Origin of the sequence: Aquimarina sp. AU58, assembly GCF_900312745.1 — a bacterium.
GTDB classification, from domain to species: domain Bacteria; phylum Bacteroidota; class Bacteroidia; order Flavobacteriales; family Flavobacteriaceae; genus Aquimarina; species Aquimarina spinulae.
The window spans coordinates 493,983-514,428 of the sequence record NZ_OMPD01000014.1; the positions used below are offsets into that span (position 1 = coordinate 493,983).

Here is a 20,446-nt window from a genome sequence, read left to right on the forward strand (position 1 = left end):
AGATTGGATTATTTTTGGTTGATTTTTTCACCAAGATTGATAAGAAGATCTCCCAATGTTTTTTTATCAACTTTTTTGGTATCCAGCATATCGGTTTTATCAGCTAAATTATCTTCTAATTCGGTGATTCTGATGTTTATATCTGTACTTAGGTTGTCGATTGCTTGATTTAGCTCTTTACGCGTATCATCGATAAAGTCTTCTAGTTCTTTCTTTTTTGAAGTAATTTCTTTTTTTACTTTCTCAAACTCTGAATTATAAGCAGCAATATTTTCCCCAAAGATCAAATTCTTTATTGCTTCTATTTTTGAAGAAGGGTCATCAGCAACTTTTTCTTCAACAGCTTTATTTTCTTTAGCCATTTTAATCGGTTTATTAGATTCTTAATTTTGAACTTACGTAAAATTAACATAAAAACGTTAAAAAAGCCGCTATAATGGCGATAATGTTAATCTCATCAATTCAAAATCCTATTCTTTTAAAAAGATTGTGTTGTACGTTTTACTTTTAAATTTGGGGTGAGGGTATACGAAGTTTTATAAAAATACAAATATTCGATATACAAGGATAGTAAAAAATAAGGTTATTTTGATCTATTTAGACTTATTTCATAAATGACTCTACTTTTTTGACCATATTTTTACTACCACAAATAAAAGGAGTACGCTCGTGTAGTTGAGTTGGTTTGATGTCCATAATTCGTCTGTACCCATCACTAGCTTTACCTCCTGCCTGCTCTGCAATAAAAGCCATAGGATTACACTCGTATAAAAGACGAAGTTTTCCATTAGGAGATTTTGAAGTGTTTGGGTACATGTAAACTCCTCCTTTTATCATATTACGATGAATATCACTTACCAAAGAACCAATATATCGAGAAGTATATGGGCGATCTTCTTTTTCTTCCTGACAATATTTAATATAATCTTTAATCCCTTGAGGGAAATGAATATAATTTCCTTCATTAACCGAGTATATGTTACCGTCTTCTGGAAATTTCATGTTGGGATGTGATAAGTAGTATGTCCCTAATGCAGGGTTTAATGTAAAACCATTAACACCATGACCTGTAGTATACACAAGCATAGTAGAGGTTCCATAAATTATATATCCAGCTGCCACTTGTAAATTACCGGGCTGTAAAAAATCATCCAGAGTTACAGGAGTTCCCGTAGGGGTTATCCTGCGATAGATCGAGAAAATAGTTCCCACAGAAACATTAACGTCTATATTAGAACTTCCATCCAAAGGATCCATAAGCACTACATAATTATTGCGATGGTCGTTTTTTTGTCCTTTTATAGTAATGAATTCATCGTTTTCTTCAGAAGCAATTCCGCATACAATTTCTCTGTTTGTTAGCGTATTGATAAAGGTTTCATTAGCTAATACATCTAGCTTTTGCTGATCTTCACCTTGTATATTGGTTTCTCCTGCAGCTCCTGTAATATCTACTAATCCTGCTTTGTTTACCTCGTGATTCACCATTTTTGCAGCTAATCGAATAGAGTTGATCAAACGAGAAAGTTCTCCACTAGCATATGGGAAATCTTTTTGGTTTTCTATTATAAATTCTCCTAGGGTTTGATTTCTTCTTGTCATTTATGGTGAATTTTAGTTGCTGCAAAAGTATTATTTTTTAGGTAACTATAACGTTTTCGGAGGTTTTAATTATTAAACTTCATTAAGAATTGTAAAAACATATTATGTGACTACATAACATTAGAAAATTGTCTGATTTCTGGTTCATATTTTATAGTTTTGATAAACTTTTTTTATGAATTATGTGATTAGAGATGCCAGAGAGGAAGATATGACCCAAGTACTGGGTTTGATCCAGGAATTGGCAATTTTTGAAAAAGAACCTGATGCAGTAGAAATAACTGTTGAAGAGCTTATACGTGAAGGTTTTGGGGACCATCCACTTTTTCATTGTTTTGTGGCAGAGGTAAAGGATGAAATAGTAGGAATAGCTCTGGTGTATTATCGATTTTCTACCTGGCAAGGGCGCTCTGTTCATTTAGAAGATCTTATTGTTAAAGAATCTATGAGAGGAACCGGTTTGGGTAGTGCATTATACAAAGAAGTATTAAAATACGCTAAATCAAAAGGAGTGCGAAGAGTAGAATGGGTTGTTTTGGATTGGAATACTCCTGCTATTGATTTTTATGAAAAAAGTGGAGCAAAGCTTTTAAAAGATTGGTACCTGGTTCAAATGGATAAGGATGGGGTTAATAAATTTGTGTCAGAATCATAATGCTTTCAATTTAACATTACCTAATTTAATAGTAAAAAAACACTTGGTTAATGAGAGTTTTTAAATTCGGAGGGGCATCTGTAAAAGATGCTAATGGAGTGAAAAATGTACTCAATGTACTTGAGAAAACAGGGTTTTCTAATCTTGTTATTGTTATTTCTGCAATGGGTAAGACCACTAATGCTTTAGAACATATTGTCGAATTATATACTAACAATAGCAAGGAGCTTAAGATATCACTTCGGGATCTAGAGATATATCATAACGAAATTCTGGAAACACTTTTTGAAAACAAACAACATCTTGTTTTTAAAAAAATTGAAGGTCTTTTATTAGATATGCAAACTACACTAAATAGAAATAAATCAACTCAATATGATTATGTCTATGATCAAATAGTACCTTATGGAGAGTTAATTTCTACTACTATTGTAAGCGAATATCTAAACCATAAAGGGTATCAAAATACGTGGTTAGATGCAAGAGATTTTATTAAAACAGATACTGCCTATAGAGACGCCGAAGTAGATTGGCAAAATACTCAACACCTCATACTCGAGAAAGTCAATAAAAATAGCCTTAGCATTACCCAGGGGTTTATCGGATCTGATGAAAATAATTTTACTACGACTTTGGGCAGAGAGGGGAGTGATTATACTGCCGGGATTTTGGCGTATTGTTTAAATGCAGATAGTGTAAGTATCTGGAAAGATGTGCCTGGTGTTCTTAATGCAGATCCCAGGGTGTTTGATAAAACTCAATTACTGTCTCATATCTCTTATGAAGAGGCTATAGAACTAGCATTTTATGGGGCATCTGTAATTCATCCAAAAACGATTCAACCTTTACAGCGTAAAGAAATACCACTATATGTTAAGTCATTTCTTAATCCTGTCGATCAAGGGACTTCTGTAAAGAAAGGTCAACCCTTAGACCCTCATTTACCTTGTTATATTGTAAAGAAAAATCAGGTTTTAGTCTCGCTTTCTTCTTTAGATTTTTCATTTATTGTCGAAAATAATATTAGTGAGATCTTTAGTCTTTTTCATCAATATCATATAAAAGTAGATCTGATTCAGAATTCTGCAATTAGTTTTTCGGTATGCCTTGACGATAAGTTTGATCATTTTGAAAAACTTTTAGGTAAACTTAAAGCAAAATTTAGAGTTACTTATAATACAAATGTATCTTTATTTACGATTAGACACTTTACAAATGAAGCTATTACCTCTTTAGAAAAAAATAAAGATATTTTGCTAAAACAAATAACCAGAGAGACTTATCAAATGGTATCCCGAGATTAGTGATATCAATTCAAGGATTTTGCTATATTTGCAGTTAGCGCAAATTGTATTTAATGCCCATAGTCACAGCAAGAGAAGTAGCCGCGGGGCTCAAAATGGATAAATTTGGTTTTATAGGCACCTTTATTGGTTGGGTGATTCTTAAGGCTACCCGAATATCAAAAATAAATCGACAGTATGATAAACTTAGCCATTTAAAAGGGCTGGAATATATAAATACAACACTTGATTTATATGGTGTTACTTTTGAAATTCCCGAAGAAGATTTAAAACGATTACCAAAAGAAGGACCGTTTATTACATTGTCAAATCATCCACTTGGCGGAATTGATGGAGGAGTATTACTTAAATTAATGCTTGAACATCGTTCTGATTATAAGATTATCGCAAATTTTTTATTACATAGTTTTAAGCCTATAGAGCCTTATGTTATGCCTGTCAATCCTTTTGAGGATAGAAAAGAAGCAAAATCTAGTCATAAAGGAATTAAGGAAGCTATTTTACATCTTCGAGAAGGGAAGCCGTTAGGTATTTTTCCCGCAGGAGAGGTATCTACTTTTAAAGAAGGAAAGAATTATGTAGATAGACCATGGGAACCTAGTGCAATGAGACTAGTTCAAAAAGCAAAAGTCCCTGTAATTCCTATATATTTTCATGCTCGTAATAGCAGGCTTTTTTATCGCCTGGCCTCGATAAGTGATATTCTACGAACAGCTAAATTGCCGAGTGAACTTTTTTCTCAGGAAAATAAAGTTATCAAAGTGCGAATTGGTAATCCAGTTTCGGTAAAAGATCAGGAAGAGTATACTAATCTTGAAGATTTTACTAATTTCTTACGTAAGAAAACGTATATGCTAGCCAATCCTTTTGAGAAAAAGACATTAAGAGAATCAATTCCTCAAAATTTGAAATTACCAAAATCACCTAAAGAAATAGCTGTCGAAGGTAATATCAATGCCATAGAATCAGAGTTGCAATACTGTAGAAATCATGATAAACGATTGTTGATCAGTAAGAATTATGAAGTTTTTCTGGCAAAGAAAAAGCATATTCCAAATGTAGTTCGTGAAATAGGAAGGCTTAGAGAAATTACGTTTAGAGCAATTGGTGAGGGAACTAATAATTCGTTGGATCTGGATCCTTTTGATGAATATTACCACCATATGTTTCTATGGGATAATGAGGCTAAAAAAATGGTTGGAGCATATCGTATGGGAATGGGTTCACAGATTTATGCTAACCGTGGTATTGATGGGTTTTACCTTCAGGATTTATTTAGGTTTGAACCAGAGTTACATAAAATGATGAATGAATCTATCGAAATGGGTAGGGCTTTTATTATTAAAGAGTATCAACAACGTCCTATGCCATTATTTTTACTTTGGAAAGGTATAGTACATTGTACACTTCGTTTCCCAGAGCATAAGTATCTTATAGGAGGAGTTAGTATTAGCAATAAATTTAGTAATTTTTCTAAATCTCTGATGATAGAGTTTATGAAATCTCATTATTATGATCCTTATGTAGCGCAATATGTTAGGCCTAAAAAAGAGTTTAAGGTAAAGCTAAAAGATGCAGATAAAGATTTTGTCTTTGATGAAAGTAAAAGTGATCTCAATAAATTTGATAAAATTATCGATGAAGTAGAACCAGGAAGTCTTCGTATTCCGGTTTTAATTAAAAAATATATTAAGCAAAATGCTAAAGTAGTAGCATTTAATGTTGACCCATTATTTAATAATGCGGTTGATGGTTTGATGTATATTCGTATCGCCGATCTCCCCGATAGTACTGTAAAACCTGTTATGGAAGAATTTCAGGCAGAATTAGAGCAGAAGTATTTTAAAAACGGTGATAAATAAGATTCTTGATACACATTGTTTTTAAGATTAGATTTTTTTGATAATTTTTTCTCGTTTAGTCTTTAAAAAAGCAAAAATTAAAGTAACTTCAGTAGTGTTTCGAATTGACTTAATTAACTAGGTTATGGTTATTGAATACATATATTTTGCTATTGCCCTTGTTGGGGTTTTATTCTTCTTCTATGTAATGCGTAGGGTTTTTAGATGGTTGCAAAAAAAGGCTAGTGCATTAGAGACTAATATTTTTTTTAGTAGTAATAAGGCTGTTCAATTTTTTAAGTTTATCACTCCAAGAAGAGAACGTCATATTCTAAAGGTTGTAATTAGGCTATTTAGAATAACCGTAAGTGTTACCTTTTTGATTTTATATCTTCCTTTTATGTTTAGTTTGGTTCCGCAAACCAAGGTATATGCAGATACTGTTTTGGGATATATAAAAAAGCCATTGTTATTTCTGTATGATGGTATTATTGGGTTTATCCCTAATTTATTTTTTATAGTTGTTATTTTCTTTATTACAAAGTACTTACTTCGATTTTTAAAATATGTTACGAATGAACTAGAACAAGAAGCCGTTCGATTAGAAGGGTTTCACGCGGATTGGGCACGCCCGACATTTAATTTGCTAAGAGTTATTATTATTGCTTTTGCAGTAATTATAATTTTCCCATATATACCAGGTTCAGATTCTCCGGCATTTAAAGGAGTATCTATCTTCTTTGGGGTATTATTTTCTTTGGGATCTACTTCTGCTATTTCTAATATCGTAGCAGGTATTGTAATTACGTATATGCGCCCCTTTAAAGTAGGAGATCGTGTACAAATAGGAGAGACTATAGGAGATATTACAGATCGAAGTCTATTAGTGACACGAGTAAAAACTATTAAAAATTTAGATATTACTATTCCCAATTCTTCTATTCTGGGAAATCACATTGTTAATTTTAGTAAAAATGCTATTGATGATGTTGGAATTATATTGCATACTTCGGTTACTATAGGATACGATGTTTCTAGTAATAATGTATTGAAAGCTTTAATAGAAGGAGCAAAAAAAACAGATTTGATTTTACCAGATCCTTCACCATTTGTATTGATTAAAAGCCTTGATGATTTTTATGTAAACTATGAAATCAATGCGTATACCAGAACCCCCGAAAAAGCAGCATTGATTTATTCGATGCTACATGAGAATTTAAAGAATGCACTTCATGATGCCGAAATTGAAATATTATCACCTCATTATCAAGCAATAAGAGATGGGAATGTATTGACTGTACCGCCAGAGAATATTCCCGAAAATTATGCGAAACCTGGGTTTAAAGTAGAAAAATAATCGATTTTATTTTTTCTAAATGTATATAGAATATCAAAAAACAACTCTTATATGTGTATTGATATTAGTTAAGAAAGTTTTAAAAAAGGGCAGCACAAAAGTTAACTTTTGTGCTGCCCTTTTTTATTTATCCAGAGGAATATAACCTACAAGGTTTTATAGATGTATCGATTTAGAAACGCTATCAGAGAGTTCTAAGCAGTGTTTATTACGATACCGTTTTTGGGATATTTTTTTCTACAAAATCTTCGCAATATTCTTTAATCTGATTTCTGGTTTTTGTAAATGCGATATGAATTTCTTCTTCTGTACCTTCTACCTTTGATGGGTCAAAGAAATTATAATGCAATCGTTCTGCCTTACCGGGGAAGAAAGGACATCTTTCTTTGGCATTATCACACACGGTAATAATAAAATCAAATTGTATATCCAGATATTCATCTAGATTATTAGAAGTATGAGTAGAGATATCAATACCATCTTCTTTCATAATAGCTATTGCTCTGGGATTTACTCCATGAGTTTCTACTCCCGCACTATAAATAGTTGCATTGTCTTTGGCAAAATGCTTTAAATATCCTTCTGCCATTTGACTCCTACAAGAATTACCTGTGCATAATACTAAAATATTCATAAGTGTTTTTGTTTTTAGTTACTCTCTTTTTAGAAGAGAATTTGCGGTGTTTATTGTGGTTATATAATTATTTTACTTCTCCGTTCCAAGAGGATATTATCGTGCCAGATATCATCTAATTTTGCCACTTTTTCTCGATATCCTATTTCTCTAAACCCTAAAGATTTATGTAAATCAATACTCGCTTTGTTATTTCTAAAAACCCCGGCCTGTAGAGTCCAGAATCCAGCTTTTTCGCTTTTTTCAATTAATTTGGATAAAAGTAGTTTACCTATACCCAAACCCCTACATTTTTGTGTTATATAAATGCTAACTTCTGCTACTCCTTTATACACTTCTCTTTTCGAGGTAGGGGACAGGGCGGCCCAGCCTGCAATAGTATTTTTACGAATAGCCTTGATTCTACAAGGTTTTGAATGCGAAACATCCCATGCTTTCCAAGTAGGTACCTGAGTTTCAAAAGTGGCAACTCCTGTATCAATTCCTTCTTTATAGATCGCAGAGATCGCGGGCCAATCCTTTTGGGTAAAATATGCTATTTTTATTGAGATATCCATCTAACAACAACCACTACCTGGGGCGCAAGAAGCAGCTTCTTCAGTATTAGTTTCTGTAATCCCACATACTTCTTTTGCTTTACAGTCTGTAGGATTTACAGTAAGTTTCAGTATTAATTGATCTTTTTTAATTTCAAAATCTGAAATGTGCAATTGTGCAGTATGAAACATAGTATTTCCATATTCTATTTTTACTACAGCATCCATTTCATAAGATTTCATCTTTCCTACCTTTCTTAATATTGCCAGAGCTTTATAGGTGCTCATATAATCTGATTTACCTAATTCACCTGGGCTTTCCCATAGTTGAATAATAGTTTCTTTCCAGAAATCGGTACCAGCTCCGCAATCTACGGCATCTACGGTAATATGTTTTACTTCGGTAATATGGTAATTAGTCCCTACCAACATTCCCGGAGCATATTCGAATAATAATGATTTATCTTGATGTTCTGCTAATAGAGTTATAAAGTCTGATGTATTCATGATTTTTAATGATTAATAAAGTTTAACAACAATTTTTTTTGGTGGTATTAAAAAATGAGTTTAGATTTTTTTGCAAAGCAGTCCATCGATCGATATCGATACAGTAACACATGCTTTTGCCCTCGATTTCTCCTTTGAGTAATCCTATGCTTTTTAATTCTTTAAGGTGTTGAGATATCGTAGCTTGTGCCAATCCTATTTCTTCAACCAAATCATTACATATACATGTATTTTGTTTACTGATATATTGAAGAATAGCAATACGTGCAGGATGCCCTAATATTTTGAAGAACTGTGCCAATTCATTTTGTTGTTGATCGAATATTTGCGTCTTGGTAATTCCCATAATTAATATTATAATATCGCAATATTACGATAACAAAATGAAATAAAAAAGCCAGAAGTTAAAATTTCCAGCTTTTTCAGGTTTTGTTATCGCTTATCGATCAGCGTTTACACTATCATCGATAAACTCATTTGAATCAATTTCTTCCTGTGGAACTTTCAAAAAGAAACGCTTGTCATCAGGTGTTAAACTAGCGGAAGTACCAATTCTGTGGTTTCCAGTTCTGGTAATACCTTTTCTATATCTTTTGGCATCAAACCATTCTACACCATTTTCAGCATATAGTTCTTTTCTTCGCTCTACCAATATCTCATCTAATAATGCTGTTCCTGTATTGGTTGATTTTACAGCTTCAGGATCCCTGTTTGATTGTAAAGCAAATAGAAGATTGTGAGCACCAGCAGCATCTCCATTATGATATTTGGCTTCTGCTTCGATCAATATCATTTCGGCAGTTCTCATAAAGGGGACATCACATGCAAACGTAAAAGCAAATTTATTACTTACCCATCTCCAAAAAACATTATCTCCTCCACCATAGCGATTTTCGAATAAGTTTCTTACATCAGTATCAGAAAATAGAGCTACAAAGTCATTGTTAAAATAGGTCCCGTAATAAGTAAGCACTCTATGATCTGCAATAACATGAGGAGCTCCAGCCCATCCCTGGTTTTGATCTTCGGTTTGAGCCATTCCCCACATCCATTCATCACTTTCGGCAATATCATCAAATCCATTATTATATTGTTCTGGATGTAAAACACTAGAAGGAGAGCCTCCATAAGCTTTTCTTGCTGCTTCTTCGGCACCAGTCCAGTTATTCATGGTTTGGTAAACTTGTGCCAGCATACCATTAGCTACGTTTACATTTACATAAGATTTACTGATTCTATCCGTAGAAAGATTTTCTACAGCAAAGGTTAAATCCTCTAATATAAAATCATACATCTCTTGTAATGTGCTCATCCCTTTTGGTCCGGTCACTGAAGCAGGCTCTTTATACAATGGTGGCGCTGATAGTGAAGGGTCATAGTTATAGGCATGTTGAAACTCTAACGCCAGTTGAAAGTAGAAATATGCTCTTATTGCTTTTGCCTGGGCAATCATTTGTGTTTTGAATGACTCTTCAACAGCTGTTGTAGCTTCTACTCCTCTGATGAAATGATTGGTTTCATCTATAATAATATAAGGGTATGTCCAGGAAAAACGAGGTCTTCTCCATGTAGGTTCTCTATTGATATTTTCATAATCCCATTGATACCAGGTAGCTTTGTTAATAACATCATTTCCTTTTACAGAACGTGCATACAACATGGCATTAAACCCACTAGAATCAACAGAACTCCAGTCAGCTCTTAAATAGCGAATAATACCGGACATGTATGCATTAATTCCTTTTTTTGAGCCAAAAACAACTTCTGAGCTTACCTGAGTAGCAGGTTGTGGCTCATCTAAAAAATCATTTTCACAACTTGTCAGATTAAAAACAAGAAGGAATAGTACTATATTTTTTATATGTAACTTTTTCATAATAGTTTCTTTTGTTTAAAATTCTAGATTAACTCCAAATGAATATATTCTTTGGTTAAAAGCTCTCTGATTTGTACTTCCTGCTATATTTTGTTCTGGGTCAATACCTTTATGACTTTGAAAGGTAAACAGGTTATCACCCTGGAAAAATACACGCATACTTGAAAGACTAAATTTTGACATTAAATCTGATGGGAAATTATACCCAAGGTTTAGTGCTTTTAGTCGTACATAGTTGTTTTTGAACAAAAACCTGTCTGATTGGCTATTGTAGTCATTATTGCTAGCCAATAAACGAGGTACATCAGTTATATCCCCGGGCTTTTGCCAGCGATCAGCCAAATCTACAGAAATGGCACGGCCTGCGGTCTCTATACTTCCCATCAATGCAGCATATTGAGAGTCATATAGATAGCCTCCATAGCTATAGTTGAATAGTATGCTCATGTCAAAATCTCCTACTCTTACATAGTTTCTAAATCCTCCATAAAAATCAGGTAGTGATTCTTTACCAGTATCATATCTGGTTGCATCAGAAAAAACATTAGTAGTCTCACGCTCTCCGGTAGGATTACCTTCGGTATCCAGAATATCTTTATACCATAAAGCTTCTCCTGTCTGTGCATCTACCCCGGCGTATTCTCTTAAGTAAAATTCATACATGGATTTGCCCACTTCCCATCTTTTGGTACCATTAATGAAACTTTCCTGAGTTAATTCCAGAATTTCATTATTTTCAAAAGTGATATTAAAGTTGGTCGTCCATTCAAAATTTGCTTTAGAAATAATTTTTGTGTCTAAGGTTATTTCTAATCCATAATTTTTAAGGGAACCTGCATTGGTAGTAAATGAAGTGGCTCCGGTAGATGCTGGTGTTGGAACATCATAAAATAAGTCAATAGATTTTCGGTTATAATATTCTACAGTACCTGAGATAGTATTATTAAAAAGACCAAAATCAATACCTGTATTAAGCAATGCTGTTTTTTCCCATGTAATTCTGGGGTCGTTAGGAAAAGCAAGAAGTACCCCTGGTTGATCTCCTTCACTATAGTCTGATAAAAATAAGGTTTGGTAGGGAAAGGTAGCAAGTCCATCACTATTTCCTAATTCACCATAGGAAGCTTTTAGCTTCAAGTAGTTTAAAGTACTGTTATCAGCTAAGAAGTTTTCGTCTGATACGACCCATGAACCTCCTACAGAATAGAAATCCCCCCATCGTACATCACTGGCAAATCTACTGGTACCATCTTTTCTATAAGATCCTTCAAGGTAGTATTTGTTATCATAATTATAGGCAAGTCTTCCCATATAACTTGTAATATGAGTTTTTTCGGTAAATCCAGTGGCACCTGTTGGGGTAGTACCAGCACTTAGTGCTATTACATTAGGTAAAAAACCTTGAGCTGTAGCAGAAAGGGGTTTAAATTTGTATTTATAGGCTTCCTGGATTAATGTAGCATTTATATTGTGTGCATTAAAACTCTTTTTGAAGTTTAGAGAGTTGGTTAAGTTCGTAGTTATTTCTACATTTCTTTGTTGTGTAATAAAACCATCTACTGATGCATTTTCTCCAAACTCACTATTACCATATCTAAAGGAGTCAAAAACATAATGCGTATGAGATAATTGAGTTTTGAAATTTAAATCAGGAGTAATATTCACTTTAAGATTTCCATTAAGGGTAATATTATCTCTATTTTCTTCTCTTATGTCATTAAACAACTGCGCATATGCATTTTGACCTGGAGAAAAAGGCCGTTGCCCATTTACAGATTGACTTGCTCTTCCTCCATAATCAAATATCTTATTGCCTAAACCATCTAGCATTATTTGCCCGTCTGCATCTCTTTGGTATAGAGGGTAGACGGGAGATGCATTCCACATCCAGAACGTAGCTCCTGAATTAAATGCTCCTGATTGTAGAGGTGTATTTGACTCTGAGGTAGAGTATGTAATTCCTAATCCTGCACTTAACCACTTGTTGATATTAGAATCTACATTTAATCGGGTAGTAATACGTTCAAACTTTGATGTTGCTACAGACCCTTCCTGGTTAAGGTAGTTGGCAGATAAGAAATATTTTGTATCTTTACTTCCTCCTGATACAGATAAACTATGATCAGTTCTTATCGCACTATTATTTTGAAATAAATCTCTCCAATCGGTTTCCCATAATTTGTTTGAAGTAACCAAATTACCATTTATGTCTACTGGCTCAGGTGTCCCTCCACCATAAGGGTTATATGTTAAAAACCCTTCTACCAGATTATTTGTAGCATAAGTTGCAGCTGTAGCAGCATCCTCTCCTTCTACATACAATCTACTATTTCGAATAGCCTCCCAGCTATGTTTAAATTGCTCATCAACATTCATGATTTCATGAGGTTTTACAGCCTGATTGGCAAAACCTGTTGTAGAACGTAATGTTACTTTTGGAGCTGAATTAATATTTCCTCTCTTAGTAGTAATTACAACTACTCCATTTGCTGCTCTTGATCCGTATAGTGCTGTAGAAGAGGCGTCTTTTAAAACATTTATAGATTCAATTTGATCAGCACTAAAAACATTGATGTTACCATTATATGGAGCTCCATCTACAATAATCAGTGGTCCGCTTCGACCATTCTCATTATCGGGATCCAGAGTACCTACCCCTCTGATTCTGATAATAGGATTGGCTCCTGGTTGTCCACCTTGAGAAATCAAATTTACTCCTGGCACACTACCTTGAATTGATGTAGTAATATTAGTTGCCTGTTGTTTTTTGATGATTTCTTCACCAACTACCACGACCGATCCAACGATAGATTTTTTGGTTTGTCGTCCATAGGCTACAATTACAATTTCATCAAGACCTTCTGCATCTTCCTGCATCGAAACATTAATGATATTTGAAGATCCTACAGTCATTTCTATAGACGCCATTCCTATGTAGTTGAAAACCAGAACCTGACCTGTACTGGCTTTGATAGTGTAGTTTCCATCAAAATCTGTTTGAGTTCCTATAGTCGTGTTTTTGATATTTACTGTGGCTCCGGGGAGTGGCAAATTATTCTGGTCTGAGACCATACCGGTTATTTCTCTTTCTTGAAAAATATTTCCGTATGTGTTTGTTGATCCTATACATAATAATAAAACAAAAGCTCGCATGATTGATACTATTGAGTTTTTGTTCTTTGTTAGGTCAAGAAAAACATTGACAATTTTTTTATTCATGATTTTGTTTTTTCAAATTGATACTTACTTTCTTACATGTTTATTACTTGTAGTAAAACACATTTATATGGCAGGATTCAAAATGTGTTTATGATAATTTTTTAACATATTATTTTGTTTTCTCATCAAAATTTTAAAAAAAAAACAAAATAAGTATGAGAATGATCGGTTTTGTAAGTAAAATCTGAAAAGTATTTGGTGTATAGGGTGTAATCTTATGAAATAACGAATTTACTTCGGGAAAATCATAAAAGAATTGTGCGAATTACAATAAGGTTTTGAGTTTAATACGTATTAAGATTACGGAAAAGAAGTATATTGAATGTGTTGATGGTGAAGTGTTTTATTATCGCAATATTACGATAATAAAATGAAATAAAAAAGCCAGAAGTTAAAATTTCCAGCTTTTTATTATTAGAACCAAGGCTTTCTACCAACCTGATATGTTTGATAAAACTCGTCATCAGATTTTGTTAAATACATAATACCTTCTACAAGACCGATAATTGATGGAACGTATATAGTTAATATTCCTATGCCTAAACACATTAGAGGAAATGAGATTAAAGTTATTCCCAGTAGAATAAAACCTTCTTTTTGGTATCCTAAAATGAATTTATGAACTCCAAGCCATCCTAAAAAAATAGCTAAAATACCAGCAAGAACTTTTTTATTATCTGCAGAATTAACAAGTTCTTTAGCCTCTTCAGCAAAATCACTGGCTGCTTCTTTGGCATCATTAGCAAATTCTTTTGCCGCTTCTGCCGCTTCTTCTGCTCCTTTTTTTATATCGTCCCCTAGGTTGTTATTTTCTTCACTCATGTTGTTAAAAAGATTTATTAGTTTGGAGAAAATTACAAAAAAATATCAATTAAAAATCAGAAGATTAACAAGAATATTTGTAGGTGCTAATTATTAGTATATAGGATAACTATAGTAGGGTATATTTTGATAAGTCATATTTATTGTTATATTTGGTATAACAACTTTGAATAAAAAAACAAACACTAACCTTTTAAATTTGAAAACTATGATATGGGGAATCTCATTAATCGTTTTAAGTATTCTTGCAGTACCATCATTACTATTATCTAAAAAACCAAATGCAAAAGAGCTTTTAGAGAAAATTGAACCTTACCAGGGTTGGATTGGATTTATATTTTGTATTTGGGGTATTTGGGGTATTATTTCTGCAATTTTAAACCTGGGATGGCTTACAACATATCCTATTTGGTGGATAACCTTGTTAGCAGGAAATATTATTTCTGCAGCATTAGGATTTATGCTTGGATTTGGTCTCATCAGTAAATATTTTTTATCCAAAAGTGAAGAGGCAAAAGAAAAAGCAAATCGCCTTAGAGAAAAACTAGCTCCCAAACAAGGTAAGCTAGGTATCATAGGAATAATAGTTGGCTGCTGGATGATTGTAGCATCTCTTTTATTCTTTATGTAATATTCTAAATGAAATTATATATAAAAAAAGGTTGGCTACGTAGCCAACCTTTTTTTGTTAGAGTTTTATAAGAATGCCTTATCGACTGGTTCCCAAAGCTCAATTTTATTACCTTCTGGATCTACAATCCATCCAAATTTACCATATTCATATTCTTCTACTTTATCAATAACAGTTACTCCTTCACTTTTAAGAACTTCGAGAAGTTCGGTTAGGTTTTCTACTCTGAAATTCATCATAAATTCTTTCTTACTTGGGGCAAAATAAGTGGTGTTGTCTTTAAAAGGACTCCATTGTGTAGAACAATCGTTACCTTCTTTGTCTTTCCACCAGAATGTACAACCATAATCATCTGTATTAAAACCCAGATGATCCCTGTACCAATCTTTTGTTTTTTTTGGATCAGCTGTTTTAAAAAATATACCCCCTATTCCTGTTACTCGTTTCATAGTTATATTGTTATTTGTTTTTTACTTTAGATTCATACATTGTAATCCATTCTTGTGGAGTCATTTTGCTAGATAATTCTGCGATCAATTTTATCGGAATCTGATCTATTTTTTTGAAACGGATACAACTTTTACCCATATCTAATTTTGTTTTTACATACTTAGGATATTCACCAACAAACCAGTTCATTAATTCGGGATTTGCATAAATACCACTATGATAGACTGCTATAAAATTCTTCTGCGAAGCAATATTCATAAAGGGTAAAGGTAATTTAGGATCACAGTGGTACCCATCTGGATATAAGCTGTGCGGTACAACATACCCTATCATACCATAGCTAATCTCTTCAGAAAATCCTTTGGGAAGATTATCTTTTATTACTTTTCTAAGCATACTCATGGCTTCCTTTCTTTCTTCAGGAATAGCTTCTATATATTCATCAGGTGTTTTGGCTTTATATTGCATACTATTTTTTATTGTTAATTACCTGGTATTGGTTTACGTTGTAGTATTAATGCTGAAATTAATGAAATTATAAATCCAATCATAAATACTGTTGCAAACATTAAAAAGAAGCTCATAAACCTATTAGAAAATAGTTCTTTTTGGGCTTCTAGCTCTGCCAATTTAATTTCAAGTTCGGCCTGTGGGAGAGAATTTTTCATTTGTTCAACGTAATGCGAATAGTATTCTGTCATAAAATCCGGATTGATATATTTGATATAAATTACATCTAATATCCCAAACGCCAAAGCAGCAATAAGAGTGATAAGTATACCGATCAATAATGCTTTTCCGAAGGAAACAATACCATTATTTTCTTTATCCCGATAATGTTTAATACCAAGGAATACAAAAAGTAACGATACTATTATACCTGCATATCCAATTACTTCTTGAATAGAGTAATCCAGATTTTTCCCTAAAAACCATCCTGCAAGTGCTAACAGACATATAGAAATGGCACTTCGTAACCCATAACGTATAATTGTATTTTTCATTGATTTATATGTATTTATTATTAGACCCAAATGTAAATTTAGGCTAATAAATAGCATTCATACTAAAGTATGAAATTTAGAATATATGAGGTTGAAATGCCCTAAAGAGGTATAATTTGTAGCTCTTTTGCAATTTGTATAGCTTGAGTACGTCGTTTTGCATCAAGTTTTATCAGCATATTAGAAACATGAGTTTTTATAGTACTTTCTGAGACGAAGAGTTTTTCGGCTATCTCTTTATTTGATAATCCCATAGCAATCTGGCATAAGACTTCATACTCTCGTTTGCTTAATCCCAGTTCTTCAATTTTTTGATAATTTATTTCCTGTGTAGGTTTTTTCTTTTTGTGCAGAACTCTTCTGTTTATTACTATACCAATTACAAAAAAAATAACCGCGATTATGGCGATTACAGTTTCTATCGATGTATCTCCTGCAATAACACTGTACTTACTTAACTGAAAAAGAGCTAGTATTGCCAGAACTAAAGCTGCAAAAGTAAAAATTGTTTTCTTCACTCTATAAATGTAGTAAAACTGAAATTTAATTTGAAAGCAAATCAATTTCCTGTTGAAGATTTTCTTTCGCTTTCCCTTCAAATTTTTTGTAGAAATATTCAGATTTAAAGATGGCCTGCATATGTATAAAATGATTTAAAACTTTGATTCTTCCTTTGTTGTACATAAAATCAGGATAGTATTTATATTCTTTCCTTACGTTTTTGTAATAAGTCTCATAGTTTTTCCAATCGCTTCCTAATATAGAGAGATCAGCATCGGTAAAATAATTGATGTCACTGCTTTCAGAATTGTTGTGCCCTTTGGTGGCCAATATCATATCAGAGCAAAGCGTGATACGGTTTTTGTCTATCGATGATGAATTTAGCACTTCTATTGCTTTCTTTGCACTTTGTTCTTCATTATCCTGTTTTAGGATATTATAAATATAATCATGATAAAACAATGCAAATAAAACCATATCCCAATCTTTGATTTTGTTTTTGACTTCAACCAAATTATGATACAGATGGTCTAGATGTGACAGATTATGATAGTATCTGGTCTTTTTACTATGTTGTTTAACAATATCGCCCCACAAAGACTCAATATATTCTGAATCTTGAGTGTAGTTTGATAATAATGTAGTAAATACTTGTTTTAACAAAACTCGGCTTTAATTTTATCAACGATTGTCTGTGCTAATTTTTCTTTAGACTCTACAGTCCAACCAGCAACATGCGGACTTAAGATCACATTATTCATTTTAAGGAGTTTCGTAAATTCTTTTGGCATGTCATTTTCTGAAGTAAATAAGTTTTCAAAAGATGATTTTTCGTATTCTAAAACATCTAACCCTGCTCCTAAGATTTTTCCTTCTTCTATACCTTTGACCAGATCTTTGGTAACTACACTTTTTCCTCGTGCCGTATTGATCAACCAAAAAGGCTTTTTAAACTTGTTAATAAACGTTGTATCGATCATGCTAATTGTTTTAGGGGTCTCTGGGGTATGAAGGCTTAATACATCGGTCTTTTCAAAAAGTTCATCAAGTTCTACTTGTGTTGCATCGCTGTTTTCTACATCATCTTTAATATCATAACAAATAACTTCTACAGCAAAACCACGTAGTTTTTTGGCAAAGGCTCTACCCATATTACCATACCCGATAATACCCACCGTTTTTCCATCTAGTTCTACACCACGATGCTCTTCGCGAAGCCATTGTCCGTTTCGTACACTATGATCTCCATTATTTAATTTATTAAATAACGATAATATCATTCCTAATGCATGTTCACCCACAGCATTACGATTCCCTTCTGGTGCATTAAATAGTTTAACTCCTAATTTCTCGGCATGTTGGATATCAATATTTTCTAATCCGGCACCTATTCGACCTATAAATTTTAGGTTTTTTGCTTTGTCTAAAAATATTTTGTCAATTTTAAATCTACTACGAATGATAATCCCACTATAATTATGAATTTTGGATTGGATTTCTTCTTTTGTAGAAGTATAATCTTCATCATTTTCAAAACCTGCAGTGGTAAGCTGATTTAAAAGTAAAGGATGATTTGTATCAAGGTGAAGTATTTTCATATATTTTGTATAGGTTTTCAAAATTAGTTAATAAAAGATTAGATACAGTATCTTTGGTATATATCATCTCTTAATTTTAGAAATATTTAAGATGAGGTCATCATTTTATTACATTTTATTCTTGTATTTTATATCGACATGGTCTGTTTTTTCACAAGAAAAGGATACTATTCTTATTCGTTTACAAAAGGAAGTTCAGCTTGCCTCGACTGATTCTATAAGAATTAATGCATTAATTGATTTAAGTGCTTATCAAATGGAAGAAACGTTGAGCCTGGCCGAAAGTTCTTTACAAGAGGCTTTTCAACTTATGAAAAACAAAGGAGAAAATGTGGATCAACGTCAATTAGGAGCGGGATATATACAAATGGGTGTTCTTAACCGTCGCAAAGCATTTCATGCTATTGCTATAGATTATTATTTAAGGGCTTTAGATATTTTTAAGACGCATAATGATTCTTTGTTAATCTCAGATGTATATCACAATCTGGGTATGGTTTATAGGCATCAAAAAGATAACCATAAAGCAATTAAGAGCTATCGACGCTCTATTGCAATCAAAGAAAAGATTGAGGATATACATGGGCTAGGAGCAGGTTATAACATGATGGGAGTTTCCTATAGAAAACTTGGTAAATTAGACTCAGCTGAAATATACTACGATAAAGCAAAAGAACTTTTTACTTCAATCAATAGTGTAGAGGATTTACAACGAGTTAATAATAATATGGCAACTTTATATAGTGTTCAAAAACAATATGATAAAGCATTGAAATTAAATAAGGAAAATGTGGCTCGGGCTACAAAACTTGGTAAAAAATACTCTCTTACCATTGCATATTATAATTTGGCAAGAATATATATAAAAATGAAGAATTATCAAGAGGCAATGAAAGCTGTAGATAGTTCTCTGTTTATTGCTAAGAAAGAAGGCTTTAGAGAAAATATTGCTAATGCATATTTAAGGAAAAGCTTTATTTATAATAAAATGAGAGATTATAAAAATGCATACGAACACTATCGTATTTTTAACAGACACTCAGACTCAATTTTTAATATAGATAATATCAAAAGGATACAAGAATTAGAGTTAAATCATAAATTCTATCAAGAGAAACTGGCAGATAGTCTGTCTTTCGCACAAGAAAAAAGAGAAGTAGCATTACTTGCTGAGGCAGAAACTTCAAGGAAGTGGTTATATATGATGTTGTTTTTTATAACAGTTATAGCTGCATTGTTTATAGGATTCTTTTTACGAAGAAACTATCATAACCAATCCAAGGTATTAACCGAAAAACTTAAAAAAGAACAAATACAAAAAGAATTACTAGATATAAGAATAAAAGCAAGTGAAGAAGAAACCAAACGACTGATTGCCGATAATAGTATGCGTTTAGAATTTAAACAAGAGTTATTAGACCGATTAAAAAATGAAATAGCACCAGAAGCTTCAAACAAAGTGAAAGAAGCAATTAATTCTCTAACTTCAGAGCTACAGATGCAGATTAAGACCGAAGGAAAATTATCTGAACTACAATCTAAAATTGAAGAAGTCAATAAAGGTTTTGATGTTAAACTTCGCGACTTATATCCATCACTTACTAAAACTGAACGTGAAATGTGTGCATTGCTTCGACTCAATCTTTCGATAAAAGAAGTTATGACGGTCCGTAATGTCTCGTTAGATTCAGTGAAATCTACACGTTACCGCATCCGTAAAAAACTTGGGCTTTCCTCTGGAGAAGAATTAGAACAATTTATACAGACTATTGTTTAAACTCGTATACGTAACCCTACGTAAATTGTAGCAAAAACAGGAATTTGCCACTTTTTACCACCATTAAAATTTCCATAAAAGGCGGTTGTCTTTTATTTTTGTAATCGGTTTATAATTCAATCATAAATATCG

At 32.8% G+C, this 20,446-nt stretch carries 21 protein-coding genes; 6 read left to right on the plus strand and 15 right to left on the minus strand.

Features of this window, described 5'->3' with window-relative positions; translation table 11 throughout:
* Window positions 1-8: 8 nt before the first annotated feature.
* Both DK441_RS13815 and fbp read right to left on the minus strand, forming a co-directional pair.
* Window positions 9-362, minus strand: a complete 354-nt coding sequence (locus tag DK441_RS13815; protein WP_024769913.1) for a fructose 1,6-bisphosphatase — start codon at window positions 360-362, stop codon at window positions 9-11.
* Between the two features lie 241 nt (window positions 363-603).
* Window positions 604-1,602 (minus strand): class 1 fructose-bisphosphatase, encoded by a 999-nt coding sequence (gene fbp / locus DK441_RS13820; protein WP_109851249.1) that lies wholly within the window; start codon window positions 1,600-1,602, stop codon window positions 604-606.
* Between the two features lie 175 nt (window positions 1,603-1,777).
* On the opposite strand from fbp, the gene DK441_RS13825 reads away from it, so the two are divergent.
* The 4 genes from DK441_RS13825 to DK441_RS13840 all read left to right on the plus strand — a co-directional run bounded on the left by DK441_RS13825 (window position 1,778) and on the right by DK441_RS13840 (window position 6,759).
* On the plus strand, window positions 1,778-2,257 hold the full coding sequence (locus tag DK441_RS13825) for a GNAT family N-acetyltransferase (protein WP_109851250.1): 480 nt from the start codon (window positions 1,778-1,780) through the stop codon (window positions 2,255-2,257).
* A 50-nt stretch (window positions 2,258-2,307) separates the two neighbouring features.
* Window positions 2,308-3,561 carry an aspartate kinase gene (locus DK441_RS13830; protein ID WP_109851251.1) on the plus strand — a complete coding sequence of 418 codons (1,254 nt, stop codon included), beginning with the start codon at window positions 2,308-2,310 and terminating at the stop codon, window positions 3,559-3,561.
* A 53-nt stretch (window positions 3,562-3,614) separates the two neighbouring features.
* Window positions 3,615-5,423 carry a lysophospholipid acyltransferase family protein gene (locus DK441_RS13835; protein ID WP_109851252.1) on the plus strand — a complete coding sequence of 603 codons (1,809 nt, stop codon included), beginning with the start codon at window positions 3,615-3,617 and terminating at the stop codon, window positions 5,421-5,423.
* Between the two features lie 124 nt (window positions 5,424-5,547).
* On the plus strand, window positions 5,548-6,759 hold the full coding sequence (locus DK441_RS13840; RefSeq protein WP_109851253.1) for a mechanosensitive ion channel family protein: 1,212 nt from the start codon (window positions 5,548-5,550) through the stop codon (window positions 6,757-6,759).
* A 208-nt stretch (window positions 6,760-6,967) separates the two neighbouring features.
* Here DK441_RS13840 and DK441_RS13845 read toward each other — a convergent pair whose 3' ends face one another.
* From DK441_RS13845 to DK441_RS13875, 7 genes are all read right to left on the minus strand, one after another.
* Window positions 6,968-7,393: an arsenate reductase ArsC gene (locus DK441_RS13845; RefSeq protein WP_025665772.1), complete on the minus strand. Its 426-nt coding sequence runs from the start codon at window positions 7,391-7,393 to the stop codon at window positions 6,968-6,970.
* 59 nt (window positions 7,394-7,452) lie between these two features.
* A complete protein-coding gene (locus DK441_RS13850; RefSeq protein WP_109851254.1) occupies window positions 7,453-7,950 on the minus strand; it encodes a GNAT family N-acetyltransferase in 498 nt (165 codons plus the stop codon).
* Entirely contained in the window at window positions 7,951-8,436 is a 486-nt protein-coding gene (locus DK441_RS13855; RefSeq protein WP_109851255.1) for a DUF6428 family protein, read from the minus strand. It lies immediately after the preceding gene.
* A 22-nt stretch (window positions 8,437-8,458) separates the two neighbouring features.
* Window positions 8,459-8,782 (minus strand): helix-turn-helix transcriptional regulator, encoded by a 324-nt coding sequence (locus DK441_RS13860; RefSeq protein WP_025665769.1) that lies wholly within the window; start codon window positions 8,780-8,782, stop codon window positions 8,459-8,461.
* Window positions 8,783-8,875: 93 nt separating this feature from the next.
* Complete coding sequence (locus DK441_RS13865) at window positions 8,876-10,312, minus strand: RagB/SusD family nutrient uptake outer membrane protein (RefSeq protein WP_109851256.1); 1,437 nt, start codon at window positions 10,310-10,312, stop codon at window positions 8,876-8,878.
* Between the two features lie 15 nt (window positions 10,313-10,327).
* Window positions 10,328-13,531: a TonB-dependent receptor gene (locus DK441_RS13870; protein WP_109851257.1), complete on the minus strand. Its 3,204-nt coding sequence runs from the start codon at window positions 13,529-13,531 to the stop codon at window positions 10,328-10,330.
* 414 nt (window positions 13,532-13,945) lie between these two features.
* Window positions 13,946-14,353, minus strand: coding sequence for a TM2 domain-containing protein (locus DK441_RS13875; protein WP_025665768.1), 408 nt, complete (start codon window positions 14,351-14,353; stop codon window positions 13,946-13,948).
* A gap of 208 nt (window positions 14,354-14,561) precedes the next feature.
* Between DK441_RS13875 and DK441_RS13880 the strand changes: the two genes are divergently transcribed.
* Window positions 14,562-14,984 carry a hypothetical protein gene (locus DK441_RS13880; RefSeq protein WP_109851258.1) on the plus strand — a complete coding sequence of 141 codons (423 nt, stop codon included), beginning with the start codon at window positions 14,562-14,564 and terminating at the stop codon, window positions 14,982-14,984.
* Window positions 14,985-15,049: 65 nt separating this feature from the next.
* On the opposite strand, the gene DK441_RS13885 is transcribed toward DK441_RS13880, so the two are convergent.
* The 6 genes from DK441_RS13885 to DK441_RS13910 form a co-directional block, all read right to left on the minus strand.
* A complete protein-coding gene (locus tag DK441_RS13885) occupies window positions 15,050-15,433 on the minus strand; it encodes a VOC family protein (protein ID WP_109851259.1) in 384 nt (127 codons plus the stop codon).
* A gap of 10 nt (window positions 15,434-15,443) precedes the next feature.
* The gene (locus DK441_RS13890) at window positions 15,444-15,902 is read right to left on the minus strand and encodes a DUF1801 domain-containing protein (protein ID WP_109851260.1); all 459 of its coding nucleotides are present in this window, start codon (window positions 15,900-15,902) and stop codon (window positions 15,444-15,446) included.
* Window positions 15,903-15,916: 14 nt separating this feature from the next.
* Window positions 15,917-16,438, minus strand: a complete 522-nt coding sequence (locus DK441_RS13895; RefSeq protein WP_160112095.1) for a DUF4199 domain-containing protein — start codon at window positions 16,436-16,438, stop codon at window positions 15,917-15,919.
* A 101-nt stretch (window positions 16,439-16,539) separates the two neighbouring features.
* Window positions 16,540-16,956: a response regulator transcription factor gene (locus DK441_RS27200; RefSeq protein WP_109853518.1), complete on the minus strand. Its 417-nt coding sequence runs from the start codon at window positions 16,954-16,956 to the stop codon at window positions 16,540-16,542.
* A 25-nt stretch (window positions 16,957-16,981) separates the two neighbouring features.
* Window positions 16,982-17,602, minus strand: coding sequence for a hypothetical protein (locus tag DK441_RS13905; protein WP_109851262.1), 621 nt, complete (start codon window positions 17,600-17,602; stop codon window positions 16,982-16,984).
* Window positions 17,596-18,537 carry a 2-hydroxyacid dehydrogenase gene (locus DK441_RS13910; protein WP_109851263.1) on the minus strand — a complete coding sequence of 314 codons (942 nt, stop codon included), beginning with the start codon at window positions 18,535-18,537 and terminating at the stop codon, window positions 17,596-17,598. Before DK441_RS13910 ends, DK441_RS13905 begins: the two co-directional genes overlap by 7 nt.
* Before the next feature lie 91 nt (window positions 18,538-18,628).
* Here DK441_RS13910 and DK441_RS13915 point away from each other — a divergent pair, with 91 nt between their 5' ends.
* Window positions 18,629-20,314, plus strand: a complete 1,686-nt coding sequence (locus DK441_RS13915) for a tetratricopeptide repeat protein (protein WP_109851264.1) — start codon at window positions 18,629-18,631, stop codon at window positions 20,312-20,314.
* The last annotated feature ends 132 nt before the right edge of the window (window positions 20,315-20,446 follow it).